At 63.1% G+C, this 11,855-nt stretch carries 9 protein-coding genes; 1 reads left to right on the forward strand and 8 read right to left on the reverse strand.

Annotated features, from left to right (window positions below; all coding sequences use genetic code 11):
- Positions 1-49: 49 nt before the first annotated feature.
- Both arcA and arcD (AB4Z20_RS14730) read right to left on the reverse strand, forming a co-directional pair.
- Complete coding sequence (gene arcA, locus AB4Z20_RS14725) at positions 50-1,306, reverse strand: arginine deiminase (RefSeq protein ID WP_214511630.1); 1,257 nt, start codon at positions 1,304-1,306, stop codon at positions 50-52.
- Positions 1,307-1,337: 31 nt separating this feature from the next.
- On the reverse strand, positions 1,338-2,765 hold the full coding sequence (gene arcD, locus AB4Z20_RS14730) for an arginine-ornithine antiporter (RefSeq protein WP_442090152.1): 1,428 nt from the start codon (positions 2,763-2,765) through the stop codon (positions 1,338-1,340).
- A 395-nt stretch (positions 2,766-3,160) separates the two neighbouring features.
- Here arcD (AB4Z20_RS14730) and arcD (AB4Z20_RS14735) point away from each other — a divergent pair, with 395 nt between their 5' ends.
- Positions 3,161-4,588 (forward strand): arginine-ornithine antiporter, encoded by a 1,428-nt coding sequence (arcD, locus tag AB4Z20_RS14735; protein WP_442090153.1) that lies wholly within the window; start codon positions 3,161-3,163, stop codon positions 4,586-4,588.
- Between the two features lie 220 nt (positions 4,589-4,808).
- Here the strand turns inward: arcD (AB4Z20_RS14735) and AB4Z20_RS14740 are convergent, their stop codons facing one another.
- From AB4Z20_RS14740 to AB4Z20_RS14765, 6 genes are all read right to left on the reverse strand, one after another.
- Positions 4,809-6,155 (reverse strand): CoA transferase, encoded by a 1,347-nt coding sequence (locus tag AB4Z20_RS14740; protein WP_442090154.1) that lies wholly within the window; start codon positions 6,153-6,155, stop codon positions 4,809-4,811.
- A 34-nt stretch (positions 6,156-6,189) separates the two neighbouring features.
- On the reverse strand, positions 6,190-6,615 hold the full coding sequence (locus tag AB4Z20_RS14745; protein WP_442090155.1) for a YbaN family protein: 426 nt from the start codon (positions 6,613-6,615) through the stop codon (positions 6,190-6,192).
- Positions 6,616-6,793: 178 nt separating this feature from the next.
- Positions 6,794-7,384: a biliverdin-producing heme oxygenase gene (locus AB4Z20_RS14750; protein ID WP_442090156.1), complete on the reverse strand. Its 591-nt coding sequence runs from the start codon at positions 7,382-7,384 to the stop codon at positions 6,794-6,796.
- Between the two features lie 169 nt (positions 7,385-7,553).
- Positions 7,554-10,148 (reverse strand): TonB-dependent receptor, encoded by a 2,595-nt coding sequence (locus tag AB4Z20_RS14755; RefSeq protein WP_320390005.1) that lies wholly within the window; start codon positions 10,146-10,148, stop codon positions 7,554-7,556.
- Between the two features lie 119 nt (positions 10,149-10,267).
- Positions 10,268-11,230, reverse strand: a complete 963-nt coding sequence (locus AB4Z20_RS14760; protein ID WP_320390006.1) for a FecR family protein — start codon at positions 11,228-11,230, stop codon at positions 10,268-10,270.
- A 98-nt stretch (positions 11,231-11,328) separates the two neighbouring features.
- The gene (locus tag AB4Z20_RS14765) at positions 11,329-11,850 is read right to left on the reverse strand and encodes an RNA polymerase sigma factor (protein ID WP_253472062.1); all 522 of its coding nucleotides are present in this window, start codon (positions 11,848-11,850) and stop codon (positions 11,329-11,331) included.
- Positions 11,851-11,855: the final 5 nt, after the last annotated feature.

Genomic DNA, 11,855 nt, shown 5'->3' on the forward strand with positions numbered 1-11,855 from the left:
GCCGGTCTCTGCCGTGGGATGCAGAGCGGTGCCGGCCCAGGCTCAAAGGTTAGTAATCGATCGGGTCACGGATGATCGGGCAGGTCATGCAGTGACCACCGCCACGGCCCCGGCCCAGTTCGCTGGCACTGATGGTGATGACTTCCACACCGGCCTTGCGCAGCAGGGTGTTGGTGTAGGTGTTGCGGTCGTAGCCGATCACCACGCCCGGCTCCACGGCCACCACGTTGTTACCGTCGTCCCATTGTTCGCGTTCGGCGGCGAAGCTGTTGCCGCCGGTTTCCACCACCCGCAGTGCCGGCAGCTTGAGGGCCGCGGCCACGGTGTCGAGGAAGCTGCTGTCCTCGCGGCGCACGTCGATGCCGCCGGGTTTGCTCTCGTCAGGGCGCAGGGAGAAGGCGACGATCTGGCTCACCACTTCCGGGAAAATCGTGACCAGGTCGCGGTCGCAGAAGCTGAACACGGTGTCCAGGTGCATGGCCGCGCGGGATTTCGGCAAGCCGGCGACGATCACCCGCTCCACGGCCTTGTTCTTGAACAGGTTCAGCGCCAGTTGGCCGATGGCCTGGCGGGACGAGCGTTCGCCCATGCCGATCAGCACCACGCCGTTGCCAATGGGCATCACGTCACCGCCTTCGAGGGTGGCGCTGCCGTGATCCTGGTCCGGGTCGCCGTACCAGACCTGGAAGTCAGCCTGGGTGAACTCGGGGTGGAATTTGTAGATGGCGCTGGCCAGCAGGGTTTCCTGGCGGCGCGCCGGCCAATACATCGGGTTCAGGGTCACGCCGCCATAGATCCAACAGGTGGTGTCGCGGGTGAACTGGGTGTTGGGCAGCGGCGGCAGGATAAAACTGGAATGCCCGAGGAAGTCGCGGAACATCTGGATGGTCTTGCCACCGAAGCTGTCCGGCAGGTCATCGGCCGAGACGCCGCCGATCAGGAATTCGGCGATATGGCGCGGCTCCAGGCTGCGCAGCCACGAACCGACTTCATTCACCAGGCCCAGGCCCACCGAGTTGGCGGTGATCTTGCGTTGCAGGATCCAGTCCAGGGCTTCGGGGATGGCGACGATGTCGGTCAGCAGGTTGTGCATTTCCAGCACGTCGATGTCGCGCTCGCGCATCTTGGTGACGAAATCGAAATGGTCGCGCTTGGCCTGGTTGACCCAGATCACATCGTCGAACAGCAGCTCGTCGCAGTTGTTCGGGGTCAGCCGCTGGTGGGCCAGGCCTGGGGAACACACCATGACTTTACGTAATTTGCCGGCTTCGGAGTGCACGCCGTATTTCACTTTTTCCGTGGTCATTACAAATCCTCCAGTTAGAACAATCAGCCAACTACAAGGTCAGGAAGCCGTCGTAGAGCCCGTAGGCCGCCACCAGGGCGCCTGCGATCACTGCGGCGAAAATCAGCTTCTCGACAGCGGTGAAAATCGGTTTGCCCAGCTCGCGCTTGGCCTTGGCGAACAGGATCGCGCCGGGGGCATAGAGCAGGGCGGAGAGCAGCAGGTACTTGATCCCGCCGGCATACAGCAGCCACACCGCATAGATCAGGGCGATGGCGCCGATGGCCAGGTCCTTGCGCCGCTCGGCCGCGAAGCCTTCGTAGGTCTCGCCGCGCACCGCCAGCAGCACGGCGTAGGCCGCCGACCACAGGTACGGCACCAGGATCATCGAGGTGGCGAGGTAGATCAGTGACAGGTAGGTGCTGGCCGAGAACAGGGTGATGACCAGAAACACCTGGACCATCGCGTTGGTCAGCCACAGGGCGTTGGCCGGTACGTGGTTGGCATTCTCCCGGCGCAGGAACTCGGGCATGGTGTGGTCTTTGGCGGCGGCGAACATGATCTCGGCGCACAGCAATACCCAGGACAGCAGGGCGCCGAGCAGCGAGATGATCAGGCCGACGCTGATCAGCACCGCGCCCCAGTGCCCCACGACATGCTCCAGCACGGCGGCCATGGACGGGTTCTGCAACTTCGCCAGTTCAGGCTGGGTCATGATGCCCAGGGACAGCACGTTCACCAGCACCAGGAACAGCAGCACGGTGATGAAGCCGATGACGGTGGCCTTGCCCACGTCGGTGCGCTTCTCGGCGCGGGCGGAAAAAATACTTGCGCCCTCGATGCCGATGAACACCCACACGGTGACCAGCATCATGTGCCGCACTTGGGTCATCACGCTGCCCAGGTCCGGATTTTTCAGGCCCCAGATATCAGCGGTGAAAATATCGAGCTTGAACGCGAATACGGCGATCAGCACAAACAATACCAGCGGTACGACCTTGGCGATGGTCGTCACCAGGTTGATGAATGCTGCTTCCTTGATGCCTCGCAATACCAGGAAGTGCACGGCCCACAGCAGCACCGATGAGCCGATCACCGCTGCGACGGTATTACCTTCACCAAACACCGGGAAGAAGTAGCCCAAGGTGCTGAACAACAACACGAAGTAGCCGACGTTGCCCAGCCAGGCGCTGATCCAGTAACCCCACGCGGATGAGAACCCCATGTAGTCGCCGAACCCGGCCTTGGCGTAGGCATACACCCCGCCATCCAGGTCGGGTTTGCGGTTGGCCAGGGTCTGGAACACGAAGGCCAGGGTCAGCATGCCGACGGCGGTGATGGCCCAGCCGATCAGCACGGCACCGACATCGGCACTGGCCGCCATGTTTTGTGGCAAGGAAAAGATTCCCCCGCCGATCATTGAGCCGACCACCATTGCAACCAGCGCACCCAATCGAAGTTTTCCGGGCGTATCAGACATTTGCGAGACTCCAGTGCAGGAGAAGAGAGTCAACAGACTAAGTCGATTCGAAAATTGAATATCTGATCTGGATCAGTGCATGACAACATTCCATTGTTAATGAAGGAGTTAACACCGCCCGTTGGCGTCTTGAAGTTGCTCGAAAGGCCCGTTTCAGGGCCTTTGGCAAAGGGTTTGTGAAGGTTTTCTTGCCGCAGGAATATTCACGCTAGTTGATTGCCACTGAGTCGCAACTATTTTGTAGGCTGCGTTCGTGACAATAATAATGGGGTGTCATGGTCTTTTTAATTAGGGCCTTGGAGAATGGCCGAGTCATAAGCCTTTGGACTTTGTGGAGATGACGTTATTCAAAAACGTTATGTCGCTTTATTTACTTAATTTAATAGTGAGAAAAAATGCCGCAGCCGATTGAAAAGTTGCCACTGGGCGCACTGATCGCACTGGTGGTGGGGTCAATGATCGGCGGCGGGATCTTTTCCCTGCCGCAAAACATGGCGGCTCGGGCCGATGTCGGTGCGGTGCTGATCGGCTGGTCGATTACCGCCGTCGGCATGCTGACCCTGGCCTTCGTGTTCCAGACCCTGGCCAATCGCAAGCCGGAATTGGACTCGGGCGTGTACGCCTATGCCAAGGCCGGGTTCGGCGACTACATCGGCTTCTCGTCTGCCTGGGGCTACTGGATCAGCGCCTGGATGGGCAATGTCGGTTACTTCGTGCTGCTGTTCAGTACCTTGGGCTACTTCTTCCCGGCGTTCGGCCAAGGCAATACGCCGGTGGCCATCGGCTGTGCGTCGTTGTTGCTGTGGGCGGTGCATTTCCTGGTGTTGCGCGGGATCAAGGAAGCGGCGTTCATCAACCTGGTGACCACCGTGGCCAAGGTCGTGCCGCTGTTGATGTTCGTGGTCATGGCCGCCGTGGCCTTCAAGGCCGAGGTTTTCACCCGCGATATCTGGGGCGCGATGAGTCCGGACCTGGGCAGTGTGATGGACCAGGTGCGGCACATGATGCTGGTGACGGTGTTCGTGTTCATCGGCATCGAAGGCGCCAGCGTCTATTCGGCACGGGCAGAACGACGTGCGGACGTAGGGCGTGCGACGGTGATCGGGTTCCTCGGGGTATTGGCGCTGCTGGTGCTGGTGAATGTGTTGTCCCTGGGGGTCATGAGCCAGCCGGAACTGGCGCAGTTGCAGAACCCGTCCCTGGCCGGCGTCCTGGAGCACATTGTCGGGCCTTGGGGCGCGTTGCTGATCAGCCTGGGGCTGGCGGTTTCACTGTTGGGAGCCTTGCTGTCCTGGGCGCTGTTGTGCGCTGAAATCCTCTACGCCACCGCCCGGGACAAGACCATGCCGGCGTTCCTGACCAAGGAAAATACCAATCATGCGCCGGTCAACGCGCTGTGGCTGACCAATGGCATGATCCAGCTGTTTTTGCTGATCACTCTGTTTTCCGCAGGCACCTACACCAGCCTGATCTACCTCGCCTCGTCGATGATCCTGGTGCCGTACCTGTGGTCGGCAGCCTATGCGGTGCTGCTTTGCGCCCGGGGGGAAACCTATGAACAGGGCTCGGCGCGGCGGATGAAAGACCTGTGCATCGGTGGCGTCGCGCTGTGCTACGCGGTGTGGCTGCTGTATGCCGGAGGCGTGAAATACCTGCTGTTGTCGGCGCTGTTGTATGCCCCCGGGGTGATCCTGTTTGCCCAGGCCAAGCGGGAACAGGGACAGCCCTTGTTCACCCATGTGGAAAAGGGGATTTTTGCTTGCGTGATGTCAGGGGCGGGCGTCGCGGCGTATGGGTTGTACAGTGGGTTTTTGGCGTTGTGAGGCTACCACGTTGTCGAGGCGGACTCTTGTGGCGAGGGAGCTTGCTCCCGCTGGGGCGCGGCTGTAGGAGCTGTCGAGTGCAACGAGGCTGCGATCTTTCCCCTGACACTTGAATCTCCAGCGAAAGATCAAGATCAAAAGATCGCAGGCTTCGCCAGCTCCTACAGAGCCCAGCGGGAGCAAGCTCCCACAAAGGGCATTTTTTAACCGATAGTGAGCGTCACCACCGTGCCCGATGCGCGCCCAGTTCCGCCGCTGGCAAGCTCCATTGCAGCGGCGTCCCGGTGATTTTCAAGGGCACCTGCAGGCGATGGGCCGGTCCCCACGGCGTCTGTTCGACCACCAGGCCCTGATCATCCACGGCCTCGGCTCGCAATGGGGTCGAGTCCCCTGCGCCACGTTCGATCAACAGTTTCGCCGTGCGTGCCAGTGACATGCGTGCCGAGCCGCCGTGACCGTTTGCCAGGCTTCGGGACAACAGCACCAGGACGCTGGCCGCCAGCAGATAGCCGGTGCCGTGATCCAGCGCTTGCACCGGCAGCGGTGTCGGTTTGTCGGTGTGTTTCCAGCCCATGCCGGCTTCGGCGATGCCGCTGCTCATCTGCACCAGGCTGTCGAAGCCGCGCCGGTTCTGCCACGGGCCGCTCCAGCCGTAGGCATTGAGGCTGACGTCGATCAGGCCCGGGGCTATCTGCCGGCGCTGCTCGGCGCCGTAGCCCAGGCGTTCCAGGGCGTCGGCACGGTAGCCGTGCAGGAGGATGTCGGTGTCCTTGAGCAGTGCCTCGAATGCCGCGCGATCTTCGGCCCGATGCAAGTCGAGGCGGGCGCAGCGTTTGCCCAGGGTGACTTCCGGCACCACGCCGGGTTCGTTCCAGGTCGGCGGGTCGATGCGCAGCACGTCGGCCCCCAGGCCGGCGAGGAAGCGGCTGGCGACGGGGCCGGCCAGCACGCGGGTCAGGTCCAGCACCTTGAGGCCCGCCAGTGGCTGGGTCACGGAGCCGAGCCAGGGTTTGCGCTGCTCTCCAGGCGTTTCACTCAGGTGCACCAGCGGCTCGGCGTTCACCACCTGGCCTTGGGGATGGACCTGCCACGCTTGCCACGAACGCATCTCGGCGGCGCAACCGCCGGCGTCCACCACCGCCTGTTCCAGCTCGGCCTTGTTCCATCGGGCCACCCTGGCCGCCATGTCAGCGCGGTCGGTGCAGGTGCCGAGGACTTTTTCCGCCGCAAGGCGATGATGCGGTGCGTTGGTGTGCAGGCGAATCCAGCCGTCGGCGCTGGCGTAGTCGCCGGCCACCGGGTCCCACATCGGCGGCACGCTCCAGCCGATGGGGCGCAGGGAAGTGGAGAACCAGAACGACGCCAGGCGCCGGTCGACCTCGACAGGCGGCAGGCGAGCGGTTTGTTGCTGGATGAGTTCGGTGGTCGCCTGGCCGGCAACGGCGATGCTGGCGCTGGCCAGCTCCGTGACGGCGAAGGCCGAGGGCAGCGCGCCATCGCCAGTGAAGGTGATCGGGGTCGTGGGCAAGCCGAGAGCGGTTTGCATGGACGTGAGCAGATCTGACATCGAAAGCCCTCCAGTACGAGAGGGCGATCATAGATCAAAAATCCGCTGGGGGCCGTTTTGCGGCCCAGCGGGAGCAAGAGCCCTGCACCTGTTCCGGGCGTGACCAGATCCACAGGTTGCCCAGGCCCATGCCGGCGAGCGCGAGGTAAGCCGGCCAGGCGTGGTCGAGCAGCATCAGCATCAAGCCTGCGCAGAGCAGCATGCTGGTGGTGGCACCGACCTTGGCCCGGCGCGGAATGACCTTGCCGTTGCGCCAGTTGTGCAGCATCGGCCCGAACAGGCGATGGTTCTCCAGCCAGGCGCTCAGGCGCGGCGAACTGCGAGTCGCGGCCCAGGCGGCCAACAGGATGAACTCGGTCGTCGGCAAGCCAGGCACGACGATGGCGATCAGGCCGATGCCCAGGCTGGTGTAGGCGAGCAGGGCGAAGAGCAGTTGGGTGATTTTCGAGGGGCGGTTCATCAGCGTTTTTCAGTCATGCACAATTCCAGTGGGAGCGAGCTTGCTCGCGATGGCGGTGGGTCAGTTGGCATTGATGTCGGCTGTGCTGACGCTATCGCGAGCAAGCTCGCTCCCACGCTGGTTTCTGGGTGACTGAATATCGGCATCCACCCTAAATCTCCTGTGGGAGTGGTGTGAGTCAGGCCAACTCGGCCGCATAGGCCTGTTCCAGCAGCACCGTAAACCGGTTGAACGCATCCAGCGCGCCTTTGTCCGCCTCGGCTTCCTGCTGTTCGGTGAAGGCCAGGCCGTCGAGGGTGCGGGTGAAGGATTTCCAGCCTTGGGCGCGCCCACCGGCAGGTTCTGCCAGGTGCCGGGCGCCGAAGGTCTCGCTCAACCCCAGGCCCACGGCACGCTTGATCAAGAACGCGGCGCCGAGCTTGGAGCCTTCGCAGACGAACAGCCAGCCCAGGGCTTCGGCCTGGGTCGGGCTTTTCACCGCACCGGCCACTGGCGCAGGGACTTCGGTGTCCAGGTCGGCCAGGTCCGCCTTGGCCGCTTCTGCCCGGCACCGGGCCGGGAGGTCGGGGATCAGGGCGGCCAGTTCGGCGTCGCTGTACAGCGCCACCAGTTCCGACTGGAACAGGTACTGGGCGACAACGAAACGGGCGAAGCTGGCCGGGGTTTCGAACGGGGCGTGGGCCTTGACCAGCGCGTCGAGCCGGCTGTGGGGCTCGTGGGTGATCTGGTTCAGGCGTTGGGAGCGTGAAGCGGGGCGTTGTGTGGTCATGAACAATTCCTTCGAGTTGGTACATTGTGGCGAGGGGCTGTGGGAGCAAAGCTTGCTCGCGAAACAGGCGCCTCGATCTCTGAAAGACCGCATCGCCTGCATCGCGGGCAAGCCTTGCTCCCACATGACTCTCCTCACTACGGGTATTTGTTTGGCCTGGGCAACCGAGTCAGATATCCCAGATCAGGTTCACCGCGAAGTTACGCCCCGGCGCCGTCAGGCGATCGAGGTTGGCAGGGCTCAGCACCGCCGCCTCGCCAACGCTGTCGTAGCCGCGCACGTCATCCCACAGCCAGTACTTCTTGTCGGTGAGGTTGTAGAGGCCGCCGCTGACGGTGAGGTCGTCGGTCACCTTGTAGAAACCGCTCAGGTCGAGGATGCCGAAGCCCGGCGTCTTGAACTGGCCGCTCACGCCATCGGGCGAGTTGAAGTTGCTGTCGTCGACGCGGTCCTTTTTCTTGACCAGGGTCCAACTGAGCAAGGTGCCGTAGCGATCCTGGTCGTAGCCCAGGCCGAACACACCGGTCAGCGGGTTGATGCTGTTGAGCGGCTCGCCGGTGTCGTTGTTGCGACCATAGAGGTAGGCCACCGAACCTTGGGTGTAGAGGCCCTTTGGCGCGCCCAGCACCTCCAGCTCCAGGCGTCCCCTGGCCTCGGCGCCCTTGATGGTGGCGTGCTTGATGTTGTTGCTCTGGAAGGTCAGCTGGTCGGCGCCGGGGGTGATGGCATCTTCGTTGATGAAGTCGCGGTACTTGTTGTAGAACACCGCCACGTCGAACGAGCCGGAATCGAAACGGCCGCGCAGGCCGGTCTCGTAGCTCTTGCTTTTTTCCGGTTCCAGATCGGGGTTGGGTTCTACGCTATAGCCAGGGTCGGTGTTCTCGAAGCGGCCATAGAGAGCCTTGGCGGTCGGGGTGCGGAAACCTTCGGCGTACTGGCCGTACCCGGTGTACTCATCGCTCAGGGCGTAGGTCACGCCGAACTTCGGTGAGACGCGATGCCAGGTCTTGTTCTTGCCGCTGACTGCACCGCCGCCGGTAGGGTCTACGGTGTTGAGGAATTCCTCGGTCAGGTGCGGCTTGAGCCGGGTGTAGTCGTAGCGCAGGCCTGGCGTGAAGGTCCATTTGTCCCAACTGATCTGGTCCTGGGCGAACAGGCTGTAGGTGTTGATGGTCGGGTCCGGGAAATCACTGGCTTTTGCCAGCACGTCCCGGGTGCTGATGGCGCCTACCGCGGAGCAACCGACGCCAACCGCCAGGCACACGCCATTGCCGCTGCGCGAGCCGGTGACTTTCTGCTGCTTGAGGGTGGTGCCGTAAGTCAGCGCGTGATCGGTGTCGGCGACGCTGAAGGCCTTGTCCAGTTGCGCGTCGAAGACCCACTGTTTCTCTTCATAGAGGGTCTCCCGGGTGCGCAGGACCTGGCGGGTGATCGGGAAGTAGAATTCGGCGGTGCTCTGGTCGGTCTTGGCGACCTGGTGATTCAGGCTCCACTTCATGTGATCGGCCAGCAGGCTGTCGAGGGCGAAACTGTGCTCCAGGCCGAAACGCTCGCGGGTGATGGTGTCGTTGCCGGTGCGCCACTGGTACATGCCGCCGGGCAGCATGGAGATGGGGATCGTGGGGCGGCCGTTGGAATAGGGGCCGCCATAGGCGCTTTTCAGGTCGCTGTCGCGGTCGTCCTTGTATTTCTCGTAGATCAGGCCAAGGCGTGAGTCATCGCTGTAGTTCCAGCCGAGCTTGGCCAGCACGTTGTTGGCGCGCACGTCTTGGGGGTTGGCGGCGGTGCGGTCCAGGCCGGTGCCGTTGTGGCTGCCGTAGGATTCGGTTTCATGACCGTCGCGCTGGCTGTAGTGCAACAGGCCGTCGAACTGCCCGCTACGGCCAGCGACGGTGGCGGACTTGAGCCAGCTCTCGTCGGCGGAGCTGTAGCCGGTCTTCAGGCGGGCGCCAACGTCCTCGCCTGGCTTGATGATGTCGTCCGGATCCAGGGTGAAGTAGCTGACGGCACCGCCAATGGCATTGCTGCCGTACAGCACCGAGGCCGGACCGCGCAGGATTTCCACGCGCTTGATGATTTCCGGGTCGACGTAGTTGCGCTGGGTCTTGGCGTAGGGGCCATTGAAGAAGCCGCCGGGAATTTCCACGCCGTCGACCTGGGTCAGGATCCGGTTGCCGTCGATGCCGCGGATGTTGTAGCCGCTGATACCGCCGCGCTGGCCCGCGCCGCCCACCGATACACCCGGCTCATAGCGCACCAGGTCCTTGAGGGTATTGATGTTGTTGCGGTCCAGTTCCTGGCGGTCGTGGACGGTGACCGTGCTCGGTACGCTGGTGATGTCCTGTTCCTGGCGGGTGGCGCTGATGGTCACCTGTTGCAACTCCAGCGCGCTGCCGGCACTGCGTTTTTCCAGGACGATGCTGTTGTCGCCCAGCTTGCGGTAGCTCAGGTTGGTCCCCACCAACAGGCGCTCCAGGGCTTTTTCAGGTGGCAGCGAGCCGTTCACCCCTGGCGAGGCGAGGCCTGCGGCCAGTTCCGCGGGCATCCCGACCTGCCAGCCGGTGGCCGCAGAGAATGCATTCAGCGCCGAGACCAGTGGCTGCCGGGCGATGGCAAAGGTGTAGTCGCCCATGTTGCGTGCAGCGGGTTGCACGGTGGTGGCGGCCAGGGCGAGCGGCGCGGTGCCGGCCATCAGCAGGGCGGCGGTGAGCAGTGACAGCGTGCAAGAGGGGGCAAGAAACCGGCAAGTAAGGCGAGAGGACATCGATAGCGCTCCGTGTCGCATCTGTTATAGGTGCAGATCCACATCGCTGGATGCGAATCAATTGCATTGGCTATAACGAGACGAATCAGCGGAGCCTATCGAGTAAAAATAATTCTCATTTAGTTCAGGATCACCAGCGCCGGGAACTCCTGGAGCCGCGCCGAGGTGATGTGGGCCAGCGAACGGACCACGTCCAGCGGCTGGTCGAGGCGGTAATTGCCGGTCACCGCGACGTTGGCCAATTGTTCGTTACTGTTGATGATCCAGCCGGGGTAATAGCGTCGCAGCTCGGCCAGTACCTGGCTCAGTGGCCGGTTTTCGAACACCAGCCGACCCTGGACCCAGGCCAGGTCAGTGTTGGCCTCGAGCCGGGCCGGGCGGTCGAAGCCGTTGGGGCCGATGCGGATGCTTTCGCCAGCTGATAGCCGCACATGGGCGTCGTTGCGGGTGGCCCGCAGGTCCACGTCGCCGCGCTGCACCTGGACCTGGGCCACGCCGTCGAGGTAACGCACGGCGAACGTGGTGTCGCTGACGCTGGCCATGACCGGGCCGGCATCGATTTCCAGCGGCAGGCTACGGTTGCCCGGGACCTCGAAAAACGCCTCGCCCTTGTACAGGCGCGCCACATGCCGCTGCTCGTTGAACGTGCTGGAGAAGGCCGAATCGGTGTTGAGCAGGACCTTGGAGCCGTCCTCCAACTGCAAGCGCTGGCGCTCACCGACTACGGTCAGGTGGTCGGCCTGCAAGCGCAGGGGCAGGTCGCTGAAGTTGAACAGGCCGAGAAACAGCACGGCGGCAGTGGCCAGGGGTTTCCAGTGGGCGCGCAGACGCGACAGCGCGGTAACCTTGGGCGCGGCTTCAAGTTGGCGGGCACTTTCCATCACCTGCGGGCCGTTCCAGATCGCCTGGGCTCGGGCGAACGCCTCGCCGTGGCGCGGATCGGCCGCCAGCCAGGCGTGGAACTGCCGAGTCTGTTCCTCGCTGGGGTTGTCCAGCAGGATCAGCCAGTCCAGCGCCTGCTCCATGGCATGGGCGGTTTCCGGCGTCGCAGTGGGCTCGGCAGAGCGGTGATTGTCCATCACAGTGGGTTCTCGGTATTAGCGGCACGGGCTCAAGCTACAAGCTGTACGCAGCAAGTGGCAAGCGTGTGCGCAGCTTATGGCCTGAAGCGTGGAGCGGGTCACTGCTCGCCGTGGCTACGTTCAGCCACACCCACACAGATCGCCATGATCAGTTTCAGTTCCTTTTGCACGGTGCTCAGGGACACGCCCAGGCGTTCGGCGATTTGCTGGTAACTGTGGCCATGCAGGCGGCTGAGAATGAAGATCTGCTGCTGTCGCGAACCCAGGGCCTGGAGGCTGACGTTCAGGCGTTCGAGCAGTTGCTGGGCATGGGCGGCGTCCTCGGCACTGCTCTGGGGGGCGACGACGTTGTGGACGACCTCCGGCGGTACGTCATCGAGCAAGGTCCGCGACTGGATGCGCCGGGCACGCAGATGGTCCAGCGCCAGGTTGCGGGCAGTCTGGAAAACAAAGGGTTCGAGGTGCTCGACCGTGCGTTCGCCCAAGGCGCGGGTGACGCGCAGGTAGGTTTCCTGGAGCAGGTCTTCGGCGGTACTGGGGTTGCTGACCATGCGCTCGAGAGTGCGCAGCAGCGGTGTGCGCTGGGCGAGGAAGACGTGATGAAAGCGTGATTGACTCACGGTAG

The sequence above is a fragment of the Pseudomonas sp. KB_12 genome, assembly GCF_052114545.1.
Classification (GTDB): domain Bacteria; phylum Pseudomonadota; class Gammaproteobacteria; order Pseudomonadales; family Pseudomonadaceae; genus Aquipseudomonas; species Aquipseudomonas brassicacearum.

Excerpts from the sequence above, each read along its gene's own strand:
- AB4Z20_RS14740 (WP_442090154.1), bottom strand. The coding sequence starts at position 6,155 with ATGTCAGATCTGCTCACGTCCATGCAAACCGCTCTCGGCTTGCCCACG.
- arcD (WP_442090153.1), top strand. The coding sequence starts at position 3,161 with ATGCCGCAGCCGATTGAAAAGTTGCCACTGGGCGCACTGATCGCACTG.
- arcA (WP_214511630.1), bottom strand. The coding sequence starts at position 1,306 with ATGACCACGGAAAAAGTGAAATACGGCGTGCACTCCGAAGCCGGCAAA.
- AB4Z20_RS14755 (WP_320390005.1), bottom strand. The coding sequence starts at position 10,148 with ATGTCCTCTCGCCTTACTTGCCGGTTTCTTGCCCCCTCTTGCACGCTG.
- AB4Z20_RS14745 (WP_442090155.1), bottom strand. The coding sequence starts at position 6,615 with ATGAACCGCCCCTCGAAAATCACCCAACTGCTCTTCGCCCTGCTCGCC.
- AB4Z20_RS14750 (WP_442090156.1), bottom strand. The coding sequence starts at position 7,384 with ATGACCACACAACGCCCCGCTTCACGCTCCCAACGCCTGAACCAGATC.
- arcD (WP_442090152.1), bottom strand. The coding sequence starts at position 2,765 with ATGTCTGATACGCCCGGAAAACTTCGATTGGGTGCGCTGGTTGCAATG.